At 67.0% G+C, this 25900-nt stretch carries 20 protein-coding genes; 12 read left to right on the top strand and 8 right to left on the bottom strand.

The features are described 5' to 3' along the window. Positions 1-351 precede the first annotated feature (351 nt). Together GGR33_RS04930 and GGR33_RS04925 are read left to right on the top strand one after the other, a co-directional pair. On the top strand, positions 352-1029 hold the full coding sequence (locus GGR33_RS04930; RefSeq protein ID WP_183502536.1) for a metal ABC transporter permease: 678 nt from the start codon (positions 352-354) through the stop codon (positions 1027-1029). A 202-nt stretch (positions 1030-1231) separates the two neighbouring features. Then, positions 1232-1873, top strand: a complete 642-nt coding sequence (locus tag GGR33_RS04925) for a L,D-transpeptidase (protein ID WP_183502534.1) — start codon at positions 1232-1234, stop codon at positions 1871-1873. 59 nt (positions 1874-1932) lie between these two features. Here the strand turns inward: GGR33_RS04925 and GGR33_RS04920 are convergent, their stop codons facing one another. Next, positions 1933-2427 (bottom strand): CinA family protein, encoded by a 495-nt coding sequence (locus GGR33_RS04920; protein ID WP_183502532.1) that lies wholly within the window; start codon positions 2425-2427, stop codon positions 1933-1935. Next, positions 2424-3722: a bifunctional 2-C-methyl-D-erythritol 4-phosphate cytidylyltransferase/2-C-methyl-D-erythritol 2,4-cyclodiphosphate synthase gene (locus GGR33_RS04915; RefSeq protein ID WP_183502530.1), complete on the bottom strand. Its 1299-nt coding sequence runs from the start codon at positions 3720-3722 to the stop codon at positions 2424-2426. Before GGR33_RS04915 ends, GGR33_RS04920 begins: the two co-directional genes overlap by 4 nt. Before the next feature lie 112 nt (positions 3723-3834). On the opposite strand from GGR33_RS04915, the gene dusB reads away from it, so the two are divergent. From dusB to hflX, 7 genes are all read left to right on the top strand, one after another. Beyond that, on the top strand, positions 3835-4866 hold the full coding sequence (dusB, locus tag GGR33_RS04910) for a tRNA dihydrouridine synthase DusB (protein WP_183502528.1): 1032 nt from the start codon (positions 3835-3837) through the stop codon (positions 4864-4866). A gap of 5 nt (positions 4867-4871) precedes the next feature. Then, positions 4872-6005: a two-component system sensor histidine kinase NtrB gene (locus tag GGR33_RS04905; protein ID WP_183502526.1), complete on the top strand. Its 1134-nt coding sequence runs from the start codon at positions 4872-4874 to the stop codon at positions 6003-6005. Positions 6006-6028: 23 nt separating this feature from the next. After that, entirely contained in the window at positions 6029-7486 is a 1458-nt protein-coding gene (gene ntrC / locus GGR33_RS04900) for a nitrogen regulation protein NR(I) (protein ID WP_183502524.1), read from the top strand. A 111-nt stretch (positions 7487-7597) separates the two neighbouring features. Further along, positions 7598-9937 (top strand): sensor histidine kinase NtrY-like, encoded by a 2340-nt coding sequence (locus GGR33_RS04895; protein ID WP_183502522.1) that lies wholly within the window; start codon positions 7598-7600, stop codon positions 9935-9937. Next, a complete protein-coding gene (ntrX, locus tag GGR33_RS04890) occupies positions 9934-11304 on the top strand; it encodes a nitrogen assimilation response regulator NtrX (protein ID WP_183502520.1) in 1371 nt (456 codons plus the stop codon). Before GGR33_RS04895 ends, ntrX begins: the two co-directional genes overlap by 4 nt. 215 nt (positions 11305-11519) lie before the next feature. After that, a complete protein-coding gene (gene hfq / locus GGR33_RS04885; protein ID WP_003600267.1) occupies positions 11520-11774 on the top strand; it encodes an RNA chaperone Hfq in 255 nt (84 codons plus the stop codon). 95 nt (positions 11775-11869) lie between these two features. Further along, a complete protein-coding gene (gene hflX / locus GGR33_RS04880; RefSeq protein ID WP_183502518.1) occupies positions 11870-13264 on the top strand; it encodes a GTPase HflX in 1395 nt (464 codons plus the stop codon). Between the two features lie 74 nt (positions 13265-13338). Here hflX and GGR33_RS04875 read toward each other — a convergent pair whose 3' ends face one another. The 6 genes from GGR33_RS04875 to GGR33_RS04850 form a co-directional block, all read right to left on the bottom strand. After that, entirely contained in the window at positions 13339-13728 is a 390-nt protein-coding gene (locus tag GGR33_RS04875) for a c-type cytochrome (RefSeq protein WP_183502515.1), read from the bottom strand. A 271-nt stretch (positions 13729-13999) separates the two neighbouring features. Beyond that, positions 14000-14371 (bottom strand): CopM family metallochaperone, encoded by a 372-nt coding sequence (gene copM, locus GGR33_RS04870; protein WP_183502513.1) that lies wholly within the window; start codon positions 14369-14371, stop codon positions 14000-14002. A 37-nt stretch (positions 14372-14408) separates the two neighbouring features. Next, entirely contained in the window at positions 14409-17579 is a 3171-nt protein-coding gene (locus GGR33_RS04865) for an efflux RND transporter permease subunit (RefSeq protein WP_183502511.1), read from the bottom strand. Between the two features lie 2 nt (positions 17580-17581). After that, positions 17582-19261, bottom strand: coding sequence for an efflux RND transporter periplasmic adaptor subunit (locus GGR33_RS04860; protein ID WP_183502509.1), 1680 nt, complete (start codon positions 19259-19261; stop codon positions 17582-17584). Positions 19262-19327: 66 nt separating this feature from the next. Further along, on the bottom strand, positions 19328-19714 hold the full coding sequence (locus GGR33_RS04855; RefSeq protein ID WP_183502507.1) for a hypothetical protein: 387 nt from the start codon (positions 19712-19714) through the stop codon (positions 19328-19330). Positions 19715-19893: 179 nt separating this feature from the next. Further along, positions 19894-20301 carry a hypothetical protein gene (locus tag GGR33_RS04850; protein ID WP_183502505.1) on the bottom strand — a complete coding sequence of 136 codons (408 nt, stop codon included), beginning with the start codon at positions 20299-20301 and terminating at the stop codon, positions 19894-19896. Positions 20302-20747: 446 nt separating this feature from the next. Between GGR33_RS04850 and GGR33_RS04845 the strand changes: the two genes are divergently transcribed. The 3 genes from GGR33_RS04845 to GGR33_RS04835 all read left to right on the top strand — a co-directional run bounded on the left by GGR33_RS04845 (position 20748) and on the right by GGR33_RS04835 (position 25843). Next, positions 20748-21854, top strand: coding sequence for an efflux RND transporter periplasmic adaptor subunit (locus GGR33_RS04845; RefSeq protein ID WP_183502503.1), 1107 nt, complete (start codon positions 20748-20750; stop codon positions 21852-21854). 2 nt (positions 21855-21856) lie between these two features. Then, positions 21857-24982, top strand: coding sequence for an efflux RND transporter permease subunit (locus GGR33_RS04840; protein ID WP_284211020.1), 3126 nt, complete (start codon positions 21857-21859; stop codon positions 24980-24982). Between the two features lie 381 nt (positions 24983-25363). After that, entirely contained in the window at positions 25364-25843 is a 480-nt protein-coding gene (locus GGR33_RS04835; RefSeq protein WP_183502501.1) for a Ros/MucR family transcriptional regulator, read from the top strand. Positions 25844-25900 lie beyond the last annotated feature (57 nt).

Raw genomic sequence — 25900 nt, 5'->3', positions numbered from 1 at the left:
GCACTTATATTTCTCATAGAACATTTAAGAAGCCCACAGAAACCCAGGAAACGCGCCTGCCCAAATTCTTTCGTGGGCTAAAGTGCCTTAGCGTCGGTGATATCGTGCCGGCTGCCCATCGTGCGGCATCGCCACCTCGGAGATCCGCGAGACCGCTTCGTGCGAACTCTAGTAAAACGTTCCGGCCAAGAGTCGGTTGCTCCAACCCATGGGTTCGGGACGACCGCCCTCGGTGCACCGTGAGCGCAAAATAAGAAAGCTTGAACGTTATTCGATTGCGCGCAAGCTTGTCGGCTTCCTTCACCGCCCCATAATCCGGCGGCAACGAGAGAACGACAGGGAGACGACGCCATGAAACGGCTTAAGCTCACGGCCATAGCGGGGATGTTGGCCCTCGCAAGCAGCGCCGCTTCGGCGGCCGATCTGCAGCGGGTCCGCGGCACGATCGAGAGCTCCGACGGCAGCTCGGTCGTCGTCAAGACGGCTGACGGCAAATCCGAGACGATCGCGATCTCGGGCGCGAAGTTCGCCTGGGTGGTCAAGTCGAGCCTGGACGAGATCAAGGACGGCGTCTTTATCGGCACGGCTACGAAGGGCGACAACCCGCCGACCGCCCTCGAGGTGGTGCTCTTCCCCGAGTCGATGCGCGGCACCGCCGAGGGGCATTATCCCTGGGACGAGATCGTCGACACGACGGCTGGGGGCACGAAGACCAAGAGCTCGATGACCAACGGCACGGTCAAGTCGAGCAACTCGGCTGCGCCGAAGACCAAGAGCTCGATGACCAATGGTACGGTCAAGTCGAGTGCCGGCGAGGGCGGCGAGAAGACGCTCACCGTGACCTACGACAAGGACGGCTCGAAGACGATCGCCGTGCCTGCCAAGGCGCCGATCGTCGCGTTCGAGCCGGCGGACAATTCGATCGTCAAGCCGGGCAGCAAGATCTTCGTGGTCGCAGCCAAGGACGGTAGCAAGCTCGAGGGCAAGCTCGTCGGCGTGGGGAAGGACGGCCTGACCCCTCCGATGTGATCGGCCGCCGGGCCGAAGCTCGAATACTGAGACGCGGGTGGTGCCGAGATCCGTCTCGGCGCCGTTCTCTTCGAAAGGCTCGCCAGTCCAGGGGCTTGCGCCTGCGATCTCGCTCCTGTGGACGCCGCACGGCGTTGCGGAACCTCGCGGCGTCCGCGGCGTAGTCTGTCAGGCTTAACCGTTCCGGTTGCGAGGCCCTTTCATGCGCGCGCCATTCCTCCCTCTGCTGTCATGCATCCTGCTGGCGGCGTTCACGGCCTCAGCCTCGGCCGAGGTCCGCATCGACGTCGACAAGTCGAGCCAGCGGATGTCGGTCACGGTGGACGGCCAGCCGCGCTACACGTGGCCGGTGTCCACGGGCGTCTCCGGCTACGATACGCCGAGCGGAAGCTACAAGCCGTTCCGAATGGAGCCGAATCACTTCTCGCGCGAGTTCGACAACGCGCCGATGCCGCATGCGGTGTTCTTCACGCAGATCGGCCACGCCATCCACGGCACCAACCAGGTCCGCAGCCTCGGTCGTGCCGCCTCGCATGGCTGCGTGCGCCTTTCGCCGGGCAATGCTGCGACGCTCTACAGCCTGATCAAGGCGCACGGCATGGCGAATACGCGGATCACCCTGGAGGGCGACGTTCCCGCGGCGGTCGCGGGTGGCGGCCGCGATCCGGGCTACCGCGCCGTCCGGCAGCGCCGCAGCTACGACGATGACGGAGACGTCATGACGGCTGGCATGCAGTCCGGCCGCTCAGCGGGATACCGCTCTGCGCCTCAGCCGCGGCAGCACTCCTACGATCCGTTCGGCGGCGGCGAGTATGACCGGCGGGACGTTTTCGGCGATTACTGACGGCGTCGATCAGACGCCAGCCGCCTTCGCGCAAACCGCACGTTCGCGACGACGACCGGTCAGGCCAAAGCGCCTTCGAGCAGCCCGAGCGCATCTTCGACCGCGCGGCGTCGGATCTCTCCGCGGCTACCCGGCCCGTAGCGGCGTTCTAGGTGCCGCGCCTCGCCGTTCTTCCTGGCGAGGCCGAAATGCACGAGCCCGACGGGCTTGTCGGCCGTACCGCCATCCGGCCCGGCGATACCGGTGATCGAGACTGCGACGTCCGCGCGAGAGGCCGCGAGCGCTCCCTCCGCCATGGCGAGAGCCGTCGGCTCGCTGACGGCGCCGTGGGCGCGCAGCGTCTCCTGGGGTACGCCGAGGAGTTCCGTCTTGGCCTCGTTTGAGTAGGTCACGAACCCGCGCTCGACGACCTTCGAGGAGCCGGCAATGGCCGTGAGCAGGGCGGCCACCAATCCGCCGGTGCAGGACTCGGCCGTCGCGACGCGTAGTCCCGCCGTCTGATAGGCCTGCAGCAGCGCCTCGGCGCGGGCGAGCAGCGCGTCGTCGTCGATCACGACTGGCGGTCGGCCTGCTCCGCCTCGGCGTCGAGTTCGGCGCAGATCTCCGGGAGGCGGACGCTGGCGGCGGCCTGTGCGGCAAGGCCCTCGGCGCGGCCGACGAAGCCGAGCGTCTCGGTGGTCGTCGCCTTGATCGAGACGCAGGAAATCGGGATGCCGGCGATCTCGGCGATCCGGGCGCGGATCGCGTCGCGGTGCTTGCCGATGCGCGGCGCCTCGGCGAGCACGGTGATGTCGAGATGGTCGATCTTGCCGCCCTTGGCCCTGACCAACTCGACGGCATGCGCCAGGAACTGGTCGGAGGCCGCACCGCGCCACTGCTCGTCGGAGGGCGGGAAATGCGTGCCGATGTCGCCGTCGGCGATGGTGCCGAGAAGAGCGTCGGTGAGCGCGTGCAGCACGACGTCACCGTCAGAATGCGCGATTACGCCGCGATCGGCCGGGATCTTCACGCCGCCGAGCCAGACATGGTCGCCCGGTCCGAACTTGTGGACGTCGAAGCCGGTGGCGAGGCGCGAGACGAGCGTGGTCATGGTGGAGACCGATACAGCGGTGGCGTCCCGCGAGAAAGAGCGATCGGCGTCGATCAGGTCGCTCGGCTGCGTGATCTTGCGGTTGGCTGCATCGCCTTCGAACACCACCACCGACAGCCCGGCCCATTCAGCCAGCGCGCCGTCGTCGGTGAAGCCGTCGCGGCCTTCTTCGGCGGCACGGCGATGCGCCGCGATCAGGGCTGGGTAGCCGAAGGACTGCGGAGTCTGCACCGCGCGGAGCGCCTCTCGGGTCGGGGTCTCGTGCACGCGGCCGATGCCGGGGGCGATCGGCTCGACCAGTTTGATCGTGTCGGTGACGGCCACGCCGGGTACCGCAGCGCCGTGCTCGCGGCCGGCCTGGATGGCGCGGTCGATCAGGTCCGTCGCCACGTAGGGGCGGGCGGCGTCGTGGACCAGGACAAGATCTGGCGTCGCTCCGCCGGCGGCGAGCGCCTCGAGTCCGGCGCGCACGGATTGCTGGCGCGTGGCGCCGCCGGGCACGGGTTCGGAAAGCTTTTTGCCGAGATCGGGCGTGAGGTCGGCGAGGCATTCGCGGTAGAAGGCCGCAGCGTCGGGCGCGATCACCGGCTGGATGCGATCGATGCCGGGATGACCGGCGAGCGCCGCCAGGGTGCGGGTCAGAACGGCCTGCCCGCCGACCCGGCGATACTGTTTCGGCAGATCGCCGCCGATGCGCAGGCCCTTGCCGGCTGCAACGACCACCGCGGCGGTCAGGGGCCTCGCGGCGGGGTCGGACATGGAGGCCTCTGCGACGGGTAGCGAAGTGGGCTGGCTCATAAGCGGTGCCCAAGGCGAAGGCAAACCGAAGAACCGCTTGCGTCGAGCGTCGTTTGTCTATTTATTGTGCAGAATGTTGGTTGATCATTATTTGAGCGTTCTAAGGGGTGGCGTTGCCGCGACAGAGGTGCCGCCGGTGCTCCTGGCGCCGCTGTCGGGCGTCACCGATCTGCATATGCGGCGCATCGCACGTCGCTGCGGCGCCAGCGCTGTCGTCTCGGAGATGGTGGCCGCGGCCGAGCTTGCGCGCGGCGACGCCGAATCGCAGCTTCGCTCGGAGGGAGCGGGCGTGTCTCCGCACGTCGTTCAACTCGCGGGCTGCGCGCCGGAGCCGATGGCGCGGGCGGCCCGCATCGCCGTCGAGACCGGTGCCGACGTGATCGACGTGAACATGGGATGCCCGGCCAAGACCGTGACCGGGGGCGCAGCGGGTTCGGCCCTGATGCGCGATCTCGACAATGCGGAGCGGCTGCTCGGCGCGGTGCGCGGTGCGGTCGAGGTGCCGGTCACGGTCAAGATGCGGCTCGGCTGGGACGAGGCGAGCTTCAACGCCGCCGGGCTGGCCCAGCGCGCCGAACGGCTCGGCTTGAATGCCGTCACGGTTCACGGCCGCACCCGGCAGCAATTCTACAAGGGCAACGCCGATTGGGCCGCGATCCGCGCTGTCGTCCAGGCGGTGCGCATTCCGGTCTTCGCCAATGGCGACGTCACGGGACCCGAAGAGGCCCGAGCCTGTCTCGCGGCTTCGGGCGCGGCCGGGGTGATGGTCGGCCGGGCGGCACAGGGTCGGCCCTGGCTGGTCGGCCAAATCGCTGCCGCTCTCGCCGGCGAGGCGCGACCCGCGCCGTCGCGCGAGGAGTGCGCTGACATCGCCTGCGAGCACTACGAGGGCCTGATCGCGCTCTACGGACCCGCGATGGGAGCCCGGCATGCCCGTAAGCACTTGGCTTCCTATGTCGATCACGCTGGCCCCGGCGCGCTTGCCACGGCCGATCGCACACGGCTCCTCACGACGGCCGATCCCGCAGCCGCAATCGAACTGTTGCGCAAGGCCTTTCTCGATCCGGACGGCCACGTACTCGAACCTTTAGGCGAGGCGGCGTAGAGGCGATGGCTGGCGAGAGCAGCGTCTTCCCCATTGGCGGCCTCAGCTCGGAGGCCGTCATCAACGCGCTCCCGCTGCCGGTCATCACCGTCGGCGCCGACGAGCGCATCCTCCACGCCAACCACGCGGCGGAGACCTTCTTCGACGCCTCGTTGCGTCTGATGAAGCGCGGCCGGCTCGGCGACATCTTCCCGTTCGCCTCGCCGATCATCGCGCTCGTCGCCGAAGTGCGGAGCCGCCGCTCCAGCGTCAGCGAGTATCGGGTCGAGTTGATCCAGCCGCGCACCGGCCTGGAGCGCAGCGTCGACGTCTTCGCCACGCATCTCGGCGATGGCGGCGACAACGTGGTGCTGATGCTCCAAGAGCGCACCATCGCCGACAAGATGAACCGGCAGCTCACCCATCGCGGGGCCGCCCGCTCCATGGTGGCGCTCGGCGCCATGCTCGCCCACGAGATCAAGAACCCGCTCGCCGGCATCCGCGGAGCCGCCCAATTGCTCGAGCAGTCGGGCGTCGAGGAGGACCGTGTCCTCACACAGCTGATCTGCGACGAATCCGACCGGATCGTGCGCATCGTCGAACGCATGGAGTTGTTCGGCGACGAGCGCCCCGTCGAGCGCGGGCCGGTCAACGTGCACGGCGTGCTCGACCAGGTGAAGCGCTCGGCCCAGTCGGGCTTTGGCCGGCACATTCGCTTCGTCGAAAACTACGATCCGTCGCTGCCGCCTGTGCTCGGCAACCGCGACCAGCTCGTCCAGGTGATCCTCAACCTCGTGAAGAACGCGGCCGAAGCGATCGGCGCGGATACCGTCGAAGGAGAGATCACCCTGTCGACCGCCTTCCGCACCGGATTGCGCCTGCAAGTGCCGGGATCGCGCGAGCGCGTCAGCCTGCCGATCGAAGTCGCGGTACGCGACAACGGTCCCGGAATCTCGGCCGAGCTGCTGCCGGACCTGTTCGACCCCTTCGTGACGACCAAGGCACAGGGTTCAGGCCTGGGTCTTGCATTGGTCGCCAAGATCGTCGGCGACCATGGGGGCATCGTCGAATGCGATCCCATTCCCCGTCGCACTGCCTTCCGCATCCTGCTGCCGATGTCCAGCGCCCGAGACGGGCGTGCATCGGCGGCGGAGTCATGAGTTCGGAGCCCGAGTAAAGCGAAATGCCGAACGGCAACATCATCGTCGCGGACGACGACGCAGCGATCCGCACCGTGCTCAACCAGGCGCTGTCCCGCGCGGGTTACGAGGTCCGCTCGACCGGCAATTGCGCGACGCTCTGGCGCTGGGTGGCGCAAGGGGAGGGTGATCTCGTCATCACCGACGTGATGATGCCCGACGAGAACGTGTTCGACCTGCTGCCGCGCATCAAGCGCGTGCGGCCCGAACTGCCGATCATCGTGATGAGCGCGCAGAACACGTTCATGACGGCGATCCGCGCCTCGGAGCGCGGTGCCTACGAGTACCTGCCGAAACCCTTCGACCTGAAGGAACTGACCGCGATCGTCGGCCGGGCGCTCTCGCGGCCGCGGGGCACGCCGGCGGCGGGCGCTGCGCCCGAGAACGACGATATCCCGCTCGTTGGCCGTTCGCCTGCGATGCAGGAGATCTACCGCGCGCTTGCTCGGCTGATGCCGACCGATCTCACCGTGATGATCACGGGCGAGTCGGGTACCGGCAAGGAGTTGGTGGCTCGCGCGCTGCACGATTACGGCCGCCGCCGGGCTGGCCCGTTCGTCCCGGTCAACATGGCGGCCATCCCGCGCGACCTCATCGAATCGGAGCTGTTCGGCCATGAGAAGGGCGCCTTCACCGGCGCGCTGACCCGCTCGGCCGGCCGTTTCGAACAGGCCGAGGGCGGAACACTCTTCCTCGACGAGATCGGCGACATGCCGATGGAGGCGCAGACCCGTCTCCTGCGCGTGCTGCAGCAGGGCGAATACACGACGGTCGGCGGCCGCGTGCCGATCAAGACCAACGTCCGCATCATCGCCGCGACGAACAAGGACCTTCGGGTCTCGATCCAGCAGGGCATCTTCCGCGAGGATCTGTTCTTCCGGCTGAACGTCGTGCCGCTGCGGCTCCCTGCGCTTCGCGAGCGGGCCGAGGACGTGCCCGACCTCATTCGCCACTTCTTCGTGCTGGTGGAGCGCGAGGGCCTGACCCGCAAAACCCTCGACGGCGATGCCATGGAACGGCTCAAGCGCTATCGCTGGCCGGGCAACGTGCGCGAGCTGGAAAACCTCGTCCGCCGGCTCGCGGCCCTCTACCCGCAGGAGACCATCACCGGCCCGGTCATCGAGGCCGAACTCGATACCCTGCCGCTGATGCAGCCTCAGGCGAATGGCGCCAACGGCCGCAAGGCCGCCGAGAACGAGACGCTGTCGGGCGCAGTGGAACGGCACCTCTCCGACTATTTCTCGGGCTACAAGGACACCCTGCCGCCGCCCGGCCTCTATCACCGCATCCTGCGTGAGATCGAAGGCCCGCTGATCGGCGCGGCTCTGGCCGCAACTCGCGGCAACCAGATCCGCGCGGCGGAGCTTCTCGGCGTCAACCGCAACACCCTGCGCAAGAAGGTGCGAGACCTCGACCTGCAGGTGTTTCGCACCTCGCGCTAGGCTGCCATCACAGGTGAACCGCGGACGGCCGTCTCATGATTGGGGCGGCCGATTGCCCGATTCGTATTAATTTCGCCACACTGTGATGGTCCTGCATCAGCCATGCCGCTGATGCGTTGGTTCAGGAAAGGGTCCGCCCTCGAGGCGGAGGCCGCAAGGCCCGGACGGACCCCGCGCGGGCCGGGCTGGATCGGCGCGGCCGTCGTCGCCACGGCGCTGATCTCGGCGAGCGTCACCTTCCTGATGCTGGCCGGCTTGATCAAGGTCACGCCAACGCCGGCCACTGGAGTGACCCTGCTCGCTGTCAACGTCGCGCTCGTGCTCGGGCTCGTCGTGGTGATCGTCTGGGAGGCGCGGGTCTTCCTTCATGCACGCAAGGCGCATGCGGCGGTGGCGCGGCTGCATTCGCGCATCGTCGGCCTGTTCAGCCTGATCGCGATCCTCCCGACCATCCTGCTGGCGATCGTTGCCTCGGTGACGATCGATCGCGGCCTCTCCCTCGGCTTCACCGACCGCGTGCGCGACGTGGTGCTGAAATCCGTCGAGGTTGCGGACGCCTACCAGGAGAACCAGTGCCAGTCGCTGGCCCGCGAGATCCGCATCCTCAGCGACGACCTGACCCGGGCCCGGCCCCAATTCGACGTGAACCGCGACTGGTTCGAAGGCTTCATGACGACGCGCGCTCAGGCGCTCGGCTTGCCGATCGCCAAGATCATGCGCGGCCCGAACGAGGTCGTCGCGCGCGCCCAGATCGACATCCTCAAGCAGACCCGCCTGCCTTCGGCGGCGGCTTTCGAGGATGCGGCGAAGTCGAGCGAGCCGATCTGCCTGCTGCCGAACGAGGGTAAGGTCTTCGCGGCCCTGCAGCGGATGCCGGCCTACGACAACGCGGTGCTGCTGATCCAGCGCGAGGTCAGCCAGCTCGCGATCGACTTTCCCGGCGTCTCGCGGGCAGCCGCGGCGGAGTACCTGACCTACGATTCGCTAAAGCGCTCGATCCAGATCGCCTTCGCGTCGGTGTTCCTGCTGATCGCTCTGATCACATTGCTCTCCGCGGTCTGGTTCGGCCTGAACTTCGCCAACCGCTTCGTCGAGCCGATCCGCCGGCTGATCAACGCGGCCGACCAGGTTGCCTCGGGCAACTACTACGCGCAGGTGCCGGCCCGGCGCGACGAGGGCGATCTCGGCCATCTCGGCGAGAGCTTCAACAAGATGACGCAGGAGCTGCGCCGCCAGCATGACGGGCTGACCGCTGCGAGCGAACTCATCGACCGGCGCCGCCGCTTCACCGAGGCCGTGCTGTCGGGCGTCTCGCCGGGCGTGATCGGCGTCGATGCGGGCGGCATCATCACCATCGCCAACCCGTCCGTGGAACGGACGCTCGGCCTGTCCTCCGGCGAGATCGTCGGCGTTCCGCTGACCCAGGCCGTGCCCGAACTCGCGTCCCTCCTGCCGGAGGAGGGCGGCCGCGAGGGCCGTCAGCGCGCGCTCCAGCAGCAGATCCAGCTCCAGCGCAACGGCCGCGAGCGCACCATCGCCGTCCGTGTCACGAGCGAGCAGGCCCAGGGGGGCTCGCGCGGCTATGTCGTGACGCTCGACGACATCACCGATCTCGTCACGGCGCAGCGCACCTCCGCCTGGGCGGACGTGGCTCGGCGCATCGCCCACGAGATCAAGAATCCGCTGACGCCGATCCAGCTTTCGGCGGAGCGCATCCGGCGCAAATACGGAAAAGTGATCGTCGAGGACAAAGAGATCTTCGACCAGTGCACGGCGACGATCGTGCGCCAAGTCGACGAGATCAAGCGCATGGTGGACGAGTTCTCGTCCTTCGCGCGTATGCCAAAGCCCGCCATCGCGCGGCAGGACCTCACCGAGATCGCCAAGCAGAACCTCTTCATGATGCGCGTGGCGCATCCGGATTTCGACTTCCCCTTCTCCGTGAAGGGCGCCGGAGAGGACGAGCGGATCGAGGCGGCCTTCGATATCCGGTTGTTGAGCCAAGCCCTCACCAACATCCTCAAGAACGCCGTCGAGGCCGTCCAGGCGGTGCCGGAAGAGATTCTGCTCGCGGATGGCGGCCAGGGCCGAGTCTCCCTGCGGCTGCTGGTGGAACAGGATTTCGCGGTGATGGAAGTCACCGACAACGGAAAAGGCTTTCCGGCAGAGGGACGCCAGCGCCTGCTCGAGCCCTATATGACGACCCGCGAGGGGGGGACCGGCCTCGGCCTGGCAATCGTCAGCAAGGTCCTCGAGGAACACGGTGGCGGGATCGAGTTGAACGACAATCCCGAAGGACGGGGTGGCCAAGTCCGCATGAGGGTGCCGCGCGACCTGTCGCGTGACGGCGGTACCGGTGCGGCGGCCGCCTCCACCCCCACTCCTCAAACGAACACTGGCAGGGAGGGCGCCGGCACGAGCGTTCCCCGCGTCGCGGAGATGCAGTCATGAGCGCCGATATCCTGATCGTCGACGACGAGGCCGACATTCGCGACCTCGTCTCCGGCATCCTCGACGACGAGGGCCATCGCACCCGCACGGCCTCCGGCTCGGACGAGGCGCTCGCCTCGATCGAGAGCCGGCGCCCGCACCTCGTCTTCCTCGACATCTGGCTGCAGGGCTCGCGCCTCGACGGCCTGCAGGTGCTCGACCTGATCAAGGCCGGTCACCCCGACCTGCCGGTGGTCATGATCTCGGGCCACGGCAATATCGAGACGGCGGTCGCCGCCATCAAATCCGGCGCCTACGACTTCATTGAGAAGCCGTTCAAGGCCGACCGGCTGATCCTCGTTGCGGAGCGCGCCCTGGAGACCTCGCGGTTGCGTCGCGAGGTGCGCGACCTCAAGACCCGCGGCGGCCAGACCAGCCGCATCGTCGGTGGCTCGGTCGCCGTGAACCAGCTTCGCCAGACCGTCGAGCGCGTCGCGCCGACCAACGCCCGCGTGATGATCTCGGGCGCGCCGGGCTCCGGCAAGGAGCTCGCCGCGCGCACACTGCACGCCTCTTCGGCGCGGGCCAGCGGCCCGTTCGTGGTGATCAACGCCGCGACCATTACGCCCGACACGATGGAGGCCGAACTGTTCGGCGTCGAGGCCGGCGAAGGCCGGACGCGGCGGGTCGGCGCCCTGGAGGAGGCCCATGGCGGCTCCCTCTACATCGACGAAGTCGCCGACATGCCGAAGGAGACGCAGAGCCGGATCCTGCGCGTCCTCGTCGACCAGAACTTTCAGCGGGTCGGCGGCACGACGCGTGTCCATGTGGACGTGCGCATCATCTCATCCTCGTCGCGCGATCTGGCGGAAGAGATCGCCGGCGGTCGTTTCCGGGAAGACCTTTTCCATCGGCTCTCGGTGGTGCCGATACGTGTGCCGTCGCTCGCCGAGCGCCGCGAGGACGTGCCGGAGCTGATCAGCTTCTTCATGGACCAGATCTCGGCCGCCACCGGCCTGCCGCGCCGCCGCATTGCCGAGGACGCGATGGCGGTGCTGCAGTCGCATGACTGGCCGGGCAACGTCCGTCAGCTGCGCAACAACGTCGAGCGGCTGATGATCCTGACCCAGACCGATCCGGAGCAGGAGGTCACCTCGGAGATGCTGCCGACCGAGGTCGGCGCGCTGGTCCCGACAACTCCGACGGGAGCGGGCGGCGAGAAGCTGATGAGCCTCGCCCTGCGCGAGGCCCGCGAAATCTTCGAGCGCGAGTATCTCATCGCGCAGATCGCGCGGTTCTCCGGAAACATCTCGCGCACGGCCGAATTCATCGGGATGGAGCGCTCTGCGCTTCACCGGAAGCTGAAGTCCCTCGGAATCGGCCCGTAACCGCCGGTGTCCCTGGATAGGTCCACGACGTTGTGGACCGGTCCGGGAAAGGACTTTGGGTCACGCAAACCTCTTGCGTCCGGCGAGGCTTCGCCGTGTAATGGAAACGTCCGGAGAGTCAGATCCGGATACCGGGCTCGAACGTTTCGACTCGCGAAACCAATCAAAAGAACCCGTTCCGAGTGACGGGCATAAGCTCAACAAGGATAAGAAAAATGGCGGGCGAGCGCGCACAAAATCTTCAGGACACGTTCCTCAATCACGTCCGCAAGAACAAGATCCCGCTCACGATCTTCCTCGTCAACGGAGTAAAACTCCAGGGCGTGGTGACTTGGTTCGACAACTTCTGTGTGCTTTTGCGCCGGGACGGCCATTCGCAGCTCGTCTACAAGCACGCAATCTCGACCATCATGCCCGGTCACCCGGTCCAGTTGTTCGAGCCGGACGAGACGGCTCCCGAGAAGGCCTGAGGCTTCTGCGAGGCGATCCATGAGGTTGCCCGGAAGGCCCCCTTCGAAACGGCATCGGGCATCACGATATGTCATCGTGATGCCAAGAGGACTTCATGACTGAAACGCTGACCCCCGGCGAGGATCGGCTGCGGCGTCAGGCCGCGCCCGAGGGCGATATCGCAGCCGCGACCCGGACGCTCGTGGTGGGACCCTATTTGACCCGCGCCGCCGAGCGTTCGGCCCGCAGCGACGAGACCCCGCGGTCGGTCGAGGCGCGCCTCGACGAGGCGGCTGGACTCGCCGCTGCGATCGAGCTGGATGTGGCGCAGGCGATCAGCGTGCAGATCCAGCGCATCCGGCCCTCGACCTATCTCGGCAAGGGCCGGGTCGAGGAAATCGCCGGGCTGATTGCGGCCGAGGAGATCGGCCTCGTGGTCGCCGATTGCGCGCTCTCGCCGGTGCAGCAGCGCAACCTGGAAAAGGTCTGGGGCGCCAAGGTCATCGACCGGACCGGCTTGATCCTGGAGATCTTCGGCCGCCGCGCCTCGACCCGCGAGGGCACGCTGCAGGTCGAGCACGCCCATCTCGCCTATCAGAAGAGCCGGCTCGTCCGCTCCTGGACCCACCTCGAGCGCCAGCGCGGCGGCTTCGGCTTCCTCGGCGGCCCCGGCGAGACCCAGATCGAAGCCGACCGGCGCCAGATCCAGGAGCGCATGACTAAGATCGAGCGCGATCTCGACTCGGTCACCCGCACTCGCGGTCTGCACCGCAAGAGCCGCGCGCGGGTGCCGTATCCGATCGTCGCGCTCGTCGGCTACACGAATGCCGGCAAGTCGACGCTGTTCAATGCGCTCACCAAGGCTGAGGTGAAGGCGCAGGACATGCTCTTCGCCACCCTCGACCCGACGGCCCGCGCGACCCGGCTGCCGCACGGCGAGACGGTGATCCTGTCGGACACGGTCGGCTTCATCTCCGACCTGCCGACCTCATTGATCGCGGCCTTCCGCGCCACGCTGGAGGACGTCATCGAGGCGGATATCCTGCTGCACGTCCGCGACGTCTCGCATGGCGATACGGAAGCGCAGCGCGACGACGTCGACGAGGTTCTGCGCGAGCTCGGGATCGAGGCGAATGCCGACCGGATCATCGAGGTCTGGAACAAGGCGGATCTGTTGCACGAGGGCGAGCGCACGCGGCTCGGCAATCTCGGCAAGCAGAGTGGCGACGCCGTCCCGGTCCTGGTCTCGGCTCTGACGGGGGAGGGCCTCGACGCGCTCTCCGCCCGCATCGAAGCACGGATCGCTAAGGCCCGCTCGACCTTCGCGGTCGAACTCGGGCCAGAGGAAGGGGCCGCGTTGAACTGGCTTTACGAGAATGCCGAGGTGCTTGATCGGACGTCGGAGGAGGGCGGCACGATGCATCTCGCCATCCGGATCGCACCGGAAAAGGAGCCGCGCTTTCTCAATCGATTCGAGAGCGCTCGCCGAATTGGCGCGCCGGCCACGTAGGCTCTGGCACTCGCCGCGACGTGCGCTCCCGATGAACCGTTTGGAAGGCCGCGTGTCCGCGGCCTTCCGCGAGGCTATTTCGGAAACTGCGCGCTCGCCGAGTCCTTGGTGAGATCCTTGTCTCCGGGCTGCACGCCGTTCTTCGAGAGGACGAACGCGACGATCGGATCGATCTGATCGTCGCCCAGCGAGCCCGGCGCCGTCTGCGGCATCTTCTCATGGATGAATGTGCGCAGCTCCGCCACGGGCTTGCCGGCCCACTTCTTCTTGAACTCGTCGCCCGTGAGGGCAGGGCCTGTACCACCTGCGAGGTTCGGCCTGTGACATTGGGCGCAGTGATTGTTGAACTTGGTCTTGCCATCCTCGGCCTGCTTCTGGCTGAACGGACCGGCATCGGCGAGTGCGCCGCCCGCAAACATCAGCGTCCCGAGCGCGAGACTGGCACCAATCGTCGTCACCCTCATCTCGGCGTACCTCCATGTTTCTTCCGACGCCTCGAGACGATCTGCGTCGTCTTGAGGCGCGGCGATTTGTCGTGCGGAGGGAACTGCTGAGAAGATCATAAGGATGCACGAAAACTAGAATTCTTCTGAATACAATTCCTATCTTATAGTGTGCACTAACGAACAGTTCGACAGTTATCTCGCAGTGCACTCTGCGAAATTTTGAATTGTCCGCAGAGTGATCGCTGCGGTCGTCTCGACATACTTTTGCAATGCAAAAGTGCCGCGAGCGTTAGCGTTTGAGAGCGCCTTCCCGCTGCTTCAGCATTGCCTGCATCTGCTCGGTCTCGCCCACCTGTGCCCTGACGATCTCTTCCGCGAGTTTCCGGACCTCAGAGTCTTTCGAATGCGCGAGGACAATCTTGGCCATGGCGATGGCGCCAGCGTGGTGCGGGATCATTCCACGCAGGAAGTCGACGTCCACGTCGTTCGAATAGGCGATCGCCATATCCCGGTGCATGCGCGTGTCGGCCTCTCTGAAGGCCTCAGTCGCGGCGGTGTCGGAGTCCTGCGCGGCCGGCATCGTATGGCCGTGGTGATGCTCGCCTTCGGCGGATGCGGCCGAAGCGAGGATGAGGAAGGTGGCCACGAAGAGATTTCGCATGGCGGTCGGTGTCCCGGCATATGGCTGAGAATCGGTGTCAGAAGGCTTCGCGCAGCGCGCTGGAGTCGCTGGGCCCGTCCTGCAGCCGCGCGAAGGCCGGGCGGCCGAAACGCAGGACGAGGATCGGGGTGAGGACCGCGTCGAGCAGCGTCGCGCTCACCAGGCCGCCGAAGATGGTGACGGCGACGGGATGCAGGATCTCCTTGCCCGGCGCGGTGCCGTCGAAGAGCAGCGGCACCAGCGCAATGGCGGCGGAGAGCGCGGTCATCAGCACCGGGGTCATGCGTTCCAGGCTGGCGCGGATCACGAGGTCGGGTCCGAGGGGCAGCCCCTCGTCGACCACGAGGTTCAGCATGTGGCTGACCTTGAGGATGCCGTTGCGGGCGACGATGCCGGTCAGCGTCACGAAGCCGATCATCGAGGCGACGGAGAGCGGCAGACCCGCAATCCAGAGCGCCGCGACGCTGCCGAGGATGGCGAGCGGCACGTTGCCCATGATGATCAGCGCGAGCGCCACCGAGCGGTAGCGGCCGTGCAGCAGGGCGAAGACGAGGGTCAGGGAGACCAGCGAGAGCACCCCGATGGTGCGCGCGGCCTCGCCTTGCGCCTGATACGTCCCTTCCAGGGTGGCGCTGACCCCCTGCGGCAGCTTCGTCGCGTCGATGACGCGGCGGATGCCGGCGACCAGGGCGGCCATGTCGGTGCTGCCATCGGAATTGGCCTGCACGACGATCCGCCGCCGACCATTTTCGCGAAGGATCTGGTTCGGCCCGTCGGTCTCGCGGATGTCGGCGATCTCGCGGGCCGGCACCCAGCCGGAGGGTGTTTCGACGAGCAGGTCGCCGAGTGCCTGTGGGGTCCGTCGGTTTTCCGGCAGCCGCAGGGTCACGTCGAAGCGGCGCGGCCCATCCGCGATGGTCGAGACGGTGCGTCCGTTGGCGAGCCGGCTGATCGCCTCGACGACGCCCGAGGGCGACACGCCGTAGAGCGCGGCGCGGGTATGGTCGACGCGGATGTCGAGCTGAGGGATCAGCACCTGCCGCTCGACCTGCAGGTCGCGCAGGCCCGGCACCTCCTTGGCCAGCCGTTCGCGCAGGCCTTCGGCGCTGCTGCGGAGCGCATCGAGGTCATCGCCGAACAGTTTCAGCGCGATCTCGGCGCGCACACCCGAGAGCATGTGGTCGAGCCTGTGCGAGATCGGCTGACCGACATTCACCGAGACCGGCAGCACCGCGAGGCGCTCTCGCAGATCAGCCACCACGGCCTCGCGCTCGCGGCCACCGGATTTCAGGCGCACTTCGAGATCGGACGAGTGGACTCCCTCGGCATGCTCGTCGAGTTCGGCCCGGCCGGTCCTCCGGCCCACCGCCTCCACTTCGGGCAGGTCGAGCAGCAGGCGCTCGGCGATGGCGCCGACTCGGCTGCTTTCGGCGAGCGAGATACCCGGCCGGAAGGTGAGGTTGATCGTGAAGGAGCCCTCGTTGAAGGGCGGCAGGAAGGCTCGCGGCAGCCGCGTCGCACCGAAGCCGGCGGCCAGGACGCCCACCAGGACGAGCGAGATCAAGGCAGCCTGATGCGCCAGTGCCGCCCGCAGCATTCGGGAATATCCCCGCTTCAGCCAGCGGATCAGCGCCGGCTCGTGATCGGCAATGCTCTTCATTCCCGGCAGCAGGTAGGAGGCCAGGACCGGCGTCAGCGTCACGGAAACAAGAAGGCTCGAGAGGATCGCGACGATGTAGGCCTGGCCGAGCGGCGCGAAGAGTCGACCCTCGATCCCCGACAGGGCGAAGAGCGGCACGAAGACCAGCACGATGATCGCGGTGGCGTAGACGATCCCCGAGCGCACCTCGGTGGAGGCGGCGACCACGACCGCGAAGACCGAGCGCGGCGAGGCCGCCGCCCGGTTGTCGCGCAGCCGGCGATAGATGTTTTCGACGTCGACCACCGCATCGTCGACGAGCTCGCCGATGGCAATGGCGAGGCCGCCGAGTGTCATCGTGTTGATCGACAAACCGAAGAACTTGAACACCACGGCGGTGGCGAGGATCGAGACCGGGATCGCGGTCAGCGAGATCAGCGTCGTGCGCGCATTCATCAGAAAGGCGAACAGTACCAGCGAGACAACGGCGATGGCCTCGATCAGCACGCGCTCGACGTTGCCGAGCGACGTCTCGATGAAGTCCGCCTGCCGGAACAGGATCTTCTGGGCGTCGATGCCGGCGGGCAGGCTCGGGCCGATCTCCTTCAGCGCGGCCTCGACGCTCTGCGTGAGCCGCACGGTGTCGATGCCCGGCTGCTTCTCGATCGAGAGGATCACCGAGGGCCTGCCCATGTATCCGGCATCGCCCCGGCGCGGCTTCGCGGCGTAGCCCACCTCCGCGACCTGGCGCAGATGGACGCGGCCTTCGACGGCCGGATTGCCGGTGCCTGGCAGGTCGGCCGCGACAGTGGCGCCATCGGGCCCGGTCGGCAGCACGACGTTCTTGAGGTCGTCGAGGCTGAGGGTTCGACCGACGTTGCGGATCAGGATCTCGCGGGCGTTGCTGTCGGCGAAGCCGCCGCCGGCATTGGTGCCGAAATTGGCGAGCGCGTTGGCGAGGCCCTGGTTGGTCACGCCAAGCATCCGCATCGCCGCCGGATTCGGGCTGACCCGGAACTGACGGACCTCGCCGCCGATCGGGATCACCTGCGCCACGCCGGGGATGGCGAGCAGCCTCGGCCGCAGGGTGAAGTCGGCCGTCTCGCGCAGCTCCATCGGGGTCGCCGTCTCGCCCGTGACGGCGACGAGCAGGATGCCCCCCATGATCGAGGCGACCGGCCCCATGGTCGGCTCGACTCCGGCGGGCAACTCGGTCCGCACCAGGGCGAGCTTTTCCGCGACGAACTGGCGGTCGCGGTAGAGATCGGTGTCCCAGTCGAACTCCACCGTGACGATGGAGAGGCCGACGCCGGAGACCGAGCGCACCCGGCTGACGCCGGGCAGGCCGTTCATCCGGGTCTCGATCGGATAAGTGACGAGCTGTTCGACCTCGCGTGGGGCGTAGCCGTCGGCCTCCGTCATGACCGTGACGGTGGGGCGGTTGAGATCGGGCAGCACGTCGACCGGCAGCCGCGTCAGCGCGAGGCCACCTCCTAGGATGAGAGCGGCGCACAGAGCGAGGACGAGGACGCGGTTGGCGAGCGCCGAGCGGACGAGGAAGGCGAACATTGTCAGCGCACCTGGTCCAGCAACTCGGCGCCCTGTGTCACGATCCGCCGTCCGGGCGACACGCCGCTCGCCAAGAGCACCCGCTCGGCGTCGAGCGGTTCGACCTTCACCAGGCGCGGCTCGAAACGCTCGGCGGAGACGTGCTCGTAGACCACTGCGCCGCCCTCGGAGCGGATCACGCTGGCGCGAGGCACCGCGAGGCCGGTCGTCGTGGCGCCCGTCGGCGCCAGCACCGTGATGAACTGGCCGAGGCGCAGGCCTTCGCCGCCGCCGGTGACCGCGAACTGCACCGGCACCGCCTGGGCGCGGTCGGCGAGACCGGCACCGCGATAGGTGAGGGTGAGAGCACGGCCATCGGGAAGACGGCCGCTCGCAGCCGTGTCGGGCTCCAGGGCCTCGAAGCTCAGCGCCTCGACATAGAGCCTCTCGGGATCGACGATGCGAAACACCATCGTTCCCGGATTGGCCATCTGTCCGGCGATCGCCGTGCGTTCAGCGACGATCCCGTCGACGGGGGCGATCAGATCTTCCGGCTGGCGGCGGATGCTGTCGAGGGCGGCACGGCGGTCCTTGAGGCCGCTCAGCTCGGCCCGGGCATCATCGAGGGCGGTCTGCGCGACGGCGCCGCTCGGAGCCAGTTTTTCGTAGCGGGCCACGCGGCGGCCGACGATGGCGATCTGCTGGTCGAGGTCGCCCTGAGTCTGGCGCATGTCGGAGGCGTCCACCGCCTGGACCGGCGGCGTCACGATGGCGAGCACGTCGCCTCGGCGCACCCGCGCCCCGAGATTCGGAAAACCGCCCGGTGGCGGCGACAACCGTCCGCCCACCGAGGATTGCACGATGCCGCTGGCATTGGGGTCGGCGATCACCCGGCCCGGCAGCTCGATGCGGCGGCGGTGGTCGGCCGCGGCGGTCACGCCGGTGCGGACCGTGAGCAGATGTTGCGTCGGCTTCGGCACGAACACGCTGCCGTCGGGCAGGCGGCGCGCCTGTTCGAAGGCGGTCGCGCCGGGCGCGACGAACGCTGCCCCGTTCACACTCGGCTCTGCCGGCGCATGACCCTCGTGCGCGATCGCCGCGCCGCTGATCAGGAGCGTCAACGTCAGGGCGAGCACGGCCATGGCCGGCAGTGTCTGGTGGCTGCGCAGCAAGGCGATCGTGGCGATGCCGAGCAGGAAGCCGGCCGCCACAGCCCCGACGAGGCCCTGATGCCCGATATGCTCTCGGATCTCGGCGAGGATCCCGTACGGCTCGGCGGGCGTCGTCGTTCCCGCGCTCGCTGGGGCCGGCAAGTCGAGATCGAGCGTCAGCGTCTCCTCGACACCGCCGGACTTTACCGTGACGGCCAGGTCGCGATGGCCGCCCGCCGCCAGCCAGGGCGCGTCGATTCGGTAGCTGCCATCCGCCTGAGGCTTCGCCTCGACGAAGCCTTCGGGCGTTTCGACATCGATGTTGGCGCCGATCACCGGCGCATTGCTGGCGAAGGCGTCGAGGTAGAGCACGAGTTCACGGCCTCGAGGGATCGCCACGAGTTCGAAGTTGGCCGAGGCGGCCTCGGCGCGAGGGCCGACATGGGAGGGCGGGGCCGGCCCGTCGGCGTGATCGTGGCCCTCATGGGCCTGACAGGGATGCAGCCCGAGAACGGCGAGCGCGAAGAGCGCTGCCGCAAGACGACGGAACATGATGGAACACCTTCACCGGAGGGGTGCCACCGGCCGCGCGAGGATGCGCGGACCGGGTGGCAGGGCTCAGGCGACGGATCTGGGGGGCTCGGGCAGCGCCTCGGGAACGATGCCGTCGAGGCGCGCGCGATCGCGGCCCAAAGCGCGGGCCGAAGCCATCGACGGGAGGATCGCAGCAACTCCGGTTGGTGTCAGGCCTGTGGCGAAGCAGCAGGAGCCATGGTTGCCGCCGGCCGCGCAGGACGGACAATCGCAATCGGCGGCCGTCGCCGCCTGGATCACCGTCGGCGCCCTGTCGATGTGCGATGGAACGGCGTGAGCCGCATGGCTGCCGACCGTCACGGCGGCATGGGCACGGCCGTCATGCGCCTGCGCCGAGGACGGCGTCAGCGAGACGGCGATCGTGGCGATCACCATCGCGAGCAGCAGCGCGATTTGTCGGACCAGGGTCATGACCGTGGCTGCGTAGCACGATCCTCGCCATCGAAACAGATCGCCTCTGTGATCGAGTTGAGCGATGCTGACGATCAGCACGCTGCCCCGAAGCACGCGGCTCTCGCACATCTTCGTGGATCAGTGAGCCATCGGGCCGGGTGCTACCCTCGCAGCCGTAGGCTGCGGACGGAACTCGACTAACTGCCTATCAATTTGCAGGAACCATGAGCAATTTCTACGTTAGCCAAATTTTGTGGATCTAGATTTGCTCGAATGAATGTAAATTTCGTAAGATCAATGGTAATGAAATAGATTCCGTTTTGGCATTTGATGGAGTTTCGAGGGCCGCCCTCATTCAGTCGCGGTTTTATCTTCAGGCACTCGAAAAATTCTGTCTTACCAGCCGAAATCAAATTTAAGTATTCATAGCTCCAGACCAGCGAGTAGCGGCGCGTCGCTGTCGGGTCGACCAGTGAACCGTCTTTTGCGGGATGTTCTTTAGGCTTGAACGACACGTCTTCGGAGCACAACATTGCGCCCCGCGTTTGAGCTTGCGCGAGCCCGGAAGACAGCACTGCCAACACAATGCCAGCGACGATCCTCATCTGATCACCGTTTCAAAGAGGTACTTCGGAAATAGTGATCCTAGCCTACGTAGTTTCTACGGTGATTGGCAGTGGGGAATTTGGCCGTTTCACCCGAAAAACGTCGCGGGCCTCCAGTGTCTGTATATGTATTGCAGAATTTGATGGGAGTGAGACCGCTCCAGTCATGCAGGTGCTGCCGACTGACGTTTTGAAACGTGATCATTTTAATTTTGCCGGCTAGACGTCGTTGTCTCTGGACGAGATCCGGCAGTCCAGGCGGCACCTGCTGCCCTGCTGACGAACAGTGCCGAGTCCGAGATCGACATGCCGTGGACTGCCTAACCCGGGATAATTTGGTAGTTTCAAACGGGATAAAATGGTAATAGGCGCTGTATGTGAGAACGGCTTACCCAGGGCGCGCGCGTGGATTGGTTCACCGGCCATCGAATTTCGGTGACGTGCTCATGAACTCGCGCCGCCGTTGGGCGACGGGTGCGGTGGGCCTGTCGGTCGTGCTCATTGCCGTCGCGCTTGCCGGCATAGTCTGGCCTTATTTGCGGGATGCCGCCATCCCCAAGCTCACGAGCTTCCTTGCGCAGACGAAGCCCAGCCCAGCAAAGCCTGACCCTCAGCGTCCTCTGCTCCTCGCGACCCGTACGGCCATCGAAGGCGGGCGCGTCGTGGTGAAGCTCTCCGACGAGGAGCGCGGGCGCATGGGCGTGAAGACGGAGCGACTGTCGCCCGCCGCGCACCGCACCGAGATCCAGGCCTATGGCAGCGTGCTCGACATCGCGCGCATCACCGACCTCACCAATTCCTACGCTAGCGCCAGGGCGTCGTTGCAGACAGCCCAGGCCCGGGCCGAGGTCTCGCGGAGCGCCTACACGCGGGCGAAGAGCCTCGGGCAATATGCGACGCAGGTGCAGGTCGAGACCTCGGAGGGCACCTTCCGCACCGACGAGGCGGCGCTGACGGCGGCCCAGTCGCAGGTGCGCACGCTGGCCGCGACGGCGCAGCAGGAATGGGGCGCGGTGCTCGGCAAGGCGATCGTCGAGCGCACGCCGGCCGTGACGCGGCTCATCGAGCGTGCGGACTTCCTGGTGCAGGTGACCCTGCCGCCGGGTGAGACCTTGAAGGGCGAGCCGGGCGCTGCCTTCGCCGAAGTGCCGCCGCAGAGCGAGCGCGTGGCTTTGCGCTACGTCTCTCCGGCCACCCGCACCGACCAGCGCATCCAGGGCCTGAGCTACTTCTACGTGGTGTCCGGCGACAGCGGCCTGCTGCCGGGCATGAGCACGCTCGCCTTCCTGACCTCAGACAAGACTGCGAAAGGCATCGCCGTGCCCGAGAGCGCCGTCGTGCACTGGCAGGGCGGCGCCTGGATCTACCGTGCCGTCGGCGACGACACCTTCGCGCGCCACGCTCTGAAGACGGATACCCCGATGGCCGACGATGCCTACGTCGTCGGTGACATCGACACGCCGACGGAGATCGTCGTGACCGGTCCGCAGGCCGTGCTGTCGGAGGAAGTGAAGACGCAGAGCCAGGCGAGCGGCGACGCCGACGACGATTGAGCGTGCCCCCCGTGACCCGCGATCATCACGGCCCACAGGCCGCCCTCGTCGCCTTTGCCGTACGCCGGCCCGGCATCGTCTTGGCGTTGGCTCTGGCGCTCGCCGTCTACGGGTTCCTCGGGCTGAAACAGGCGAAGTTCGACGTATTTCCGGAATTCGCGCCGCCTACCGTGACGGTGCAGACCGAGGCGCCCGGGCTCAACCCAGAGCAGGTCGAGGTATTGGTGACGCAATCGGTCGAGGTCGCGCTGAGCGGTCTGCCGGGGCTCGCCACCATGCGCTCCAACTCGATCCAGGGTCTCTCGGTGATCACCGTGACCTTTGGCGGGCGCAGCGACATCTACCGGGTGCGCCAGCTCGTGACGGAGCGACTCGCGACGCTCGCCGGCCGCCTGCCGCAGGGCGTGCTGACGCCGGCCATGACCGCGCTGACCTCCTCGACGAGTTCGGTGCTCCTCGTCGGCCTGACCGCGGAGAAGCGCTCGCTCATCGACTTGCGCACCGTCGCCGACTGGCGGGTGCGGCTGCGGCTGCTCGCTGCGCCCGGCGTCGGCGAAGTGCTGGTCTATGGCGGGGACGTGCGCTCGTTCCAGGTCCAGGTCAGGCCGCGGGATCTGATTCGCTTCCGCATCGGCATGAACGACGTGCTGGCGGCGGCCCGCAAGGCGACGGGCGTGCGCGGCGCCGGCTTCGTCGACACGATCAACCAGCGCATCACCCTGCAGACCGAGGGGCAATCGCTCACGCCGGACGAGGTGGCGCGCACGGTGCTAGTTAACGAGGGTGGTGCCAGCGTGGTACTCGGCGACGTCGCCGACGTGGTCGCGGCGCCGGAGCCCGCGATCAGCGCGGCCTCGGTCGATGGCAAGCCCGGCGTGCTCCTGATGGTGGGCGCGCAGGTCGGGGCCAACACGCTCGACGTCACCGAGAAGGTCGAGGCCGCGCTCGCCGAGCTGCGTCCCGCCCTAGAGCGCGACGGCATCACCCTGCGCGCCGACCTGTTCCGCCCGGCCAACTTCGTCTCGGTAGCCACCGAGAACGTCGTGCAGGCGCTGGCGCTCGGCGGCGGCCTCGTCGTGATCGTGCTGTTCGTCTTCCTGCTCGACTGGCGCACGGCCTTGATCAGCGCCGTGGCGATCCCGCTCTCGCTGATCAGCGCGGTGCTGGTGCTGCAGCTTCTCGGCGAGAGCCTGAACACTATGACACTCGGCGGCCTCGCCATCGCCATCGGCGAGGTGGTGGACGACGCGGTGATCGGCGTCGAGAACGTGGTGCGCCGGCTGCGCGAGAACCGGCGATCCGGTATGCCAACAGCTGAGCCGCGGGTGATCCTCGACGCGATCCTCGAAGTGCGCGTCTCGGTGGCCTACGCCACCTTCGCGGTGCTCCTCGTCTTCCTGCCGGTCTTGGCGCTGACCGGCGTGCCCGGCCGGCTCTTCGGCCCGCTCGCCATCGCCTACATCCTTGCGGTGCTGGCCTCGCTCGCGACGGCGCTGACGGTGACGCCGGCCCTCTCCCGACTTCTGCTCGCCGGCCGCAAGAACCTGCCGACCCGCGATCCCCCCGTGATGCGCGGCGCCCGCGCCGTCTACACGCGGCTGTTGCTGCGGCTCGATCGGTATCCGCGAATCATGTTCGCGGGCGCGCTGCTGACGACGCTCGTCGGAGCGGCGGCCGTTCCGTTCTTCGGAGGTGCCTTCCTGCCCGACCTGAAGGAGGGGCATCTCATCCTGCACATGGCCGCGGCGCCCGGAACCTCGCTGCAGGAATCGCTTCGTCTCGGCTCACACATCACGGCAGGCCTGAAAGCGGTGCCGGGAGTGCGCGCCGTCGCACAGCAGATCGGCCGGGCCGAGGCCGGCTACGACGTCGGCGGCCCGCAGGACAGCGAGATTCACATCGACCTGCGGCCTGGATTGGACGGGGCGGCGCAGGATCGCGCCCAGGCCGGCATCCGCGCCCTGATGGCGGCGACGCCGGGCGCCAGCTTCTCGCTCAAGACCTTCCTGACGGAGCGCATCGAAGAGACGGTCTCCGGGTTCACCGCACCGGTGGTCGTGCAGGTCTACGGCAGCGATCTCGACAAGATCGAGGCGGCCTCGCGTGATGTGGCCCGCGAACTCGCCGAGGTTCACGGTGCGGCCGACGTCCAGCAGCGCTCGCCCGCCGGTCTGCCCCAGATCAATGTCGGCTTGCGTCCGAACGACCTGCGCCATTGGGGGCTGGACGCCATCGAAGTCCTGGAAATCGTCCGCACGGCCTATCAGGGCGACACGGTCGGCCAAGCCTATGAGGGGAACGCGGTCTTCAACGTCATCGTCATTCTCGAGCGTGCCGTACGTACGAAGCTCGCGACCGTCGGCGACCTTCCGCTGAAAACGCCGAGCGGCAGCTACATTCGTCTCGCCCAGGCCGCCGACGTCTACGAAACCTCGGGCCGTTACGCCGTGCAGCATGCCGGCGCTCAGCGCGTCCGCACGGTCACCGCGAATGTCGAGGGCCGCGACGTCGCCTCCTTCGTCGCGGCGGCCAAGCGCAAGATCGCCCGCTCGGTGAAACTGCCGCCGGGCGTCTATGTCGGCTTCGAGGGCGCTGCCGAGGCGCAGGCGAGGGCTCGCCAGGATCTGATCCTGTATTCTGGGCTTGCCGCGCTCGGCATCCTGCTGCTGCTTGCCGTCGTCACCGGCTCTTGGCGCAACCTCGCCATCGTGCTGGCCAACATGCCCTTCGCCTTCGTCGGCGGCGTCCTCATGGTCGGACTGACGGGCGGCGTGGTCTCGCTCGGCTCGATCGTCGGGTTCGTGACCTTGTTCGGCATCAGCCTGCGCAACAGCATCATGATGATTGCCCATTACGAGCATCTCATCGCCGTGGAGGGCCGGATTTGGGATCGCGCGACCTGCGTGGAGGGTGCTGCGGACCGGCTCGTGCCGATTCTGATGACCTCGCTCGTCACGGGACTCGGCCTGCTTCCGCTGGCACTCGGAGCGGGCGAACCTGGCCGCGAAATCGAGGGCCCGATGGCGATCGTGATTCTCGGAGGTTTGGCGAGTTCGACGATTCTCAATCTGCTGATCTTGCCGTCGCTTTCATTGCGCTTCGGCCGATTCACGACATCTCTTTGCTGAATCCGCTGGAACGGGCTGCGGCCGAAAACGCTGAAACGGTACCTGCCGATCGCCACTTATTTCGGTTCATTTTCATCGCCAAGTTGCAGAAGGCCTTCAGATCGGGTGGCGATCCGCCGAAAAGACTTTTAATTCGTATGCAAGGTCGATCACATTGAATTGATCAGCGATATTAACCTTGTGCAGACGCAACGTGCAGATCGCTCTATCCATTCAGAAAAATCCGGCAGACTTCAGGTCGTTTCCGCCCCAAACGAGCTGTGTTCTACGTTGCATTTCGTAGAGTTGCTGGACTTGTTATGGACTTTAACGATACTCGCTTGATTCTCGACATCATTTGTATGATCTTCCCGCCGAGGGGCAATCAAGCGGACCATGGACATGGCAGAAGAACAACAGACGGCAAACTCAGACTTCGTCACGCTCGCAGGTGACATCGTTTCGGCCTACGTATCGAAGAACTCGCTGCCAGCTGCCGATCTCCCGGCACTCATCGGCAGCGTCCACGCAGCTCTGGTCGGGCTGTCCGGCAGCGTCGAGGCTGCGCCCGTAGCCGAGAGCGTCGAGAAGCCGTCTTCGGCTCAGGTCCGCAAGTCGATCACGCCCGACGCGATCATCAGCTTCATCGACGGCAAGGCCTACAAGACCATGAAGCGCCATCTCGGCACGCATGGGCTCGATCCGCATTCCTACCGCCAGCGCTACGGCCTGCCGAGCGACTATCCGATGGTCGCCCCGAATTATGCCGCCCAGCGCTCCGCGCTCGCCAAGTCGATCGGCCTCGGCCGTCCGGGCGGCCGTCTTCCGGAGGAAGAAGTCGTCGAAGAGCCCAAGGCCCGCGGCCGCCGCAAGGTCGCCTGACGCGTTGGACCAATATTGGTCGTCCGCAGGGGTGGCAGACAGAAGATCCGAGCCGTA

This window comes from Methylobacterium brachythecii (genome assembly GCF_014196345.1).
Lineage (GTDB): Bacteria > Pseudomonadota > Alphaproteobacteria > Rhizobiales > Beijerinckiaceae > Methylobacterium > Methylobacterium brachythecii.
Note: the sequence above shows the minus strand (reverse complement) of the source record. Positions and strands in the feature narration are given on the sequence as shown.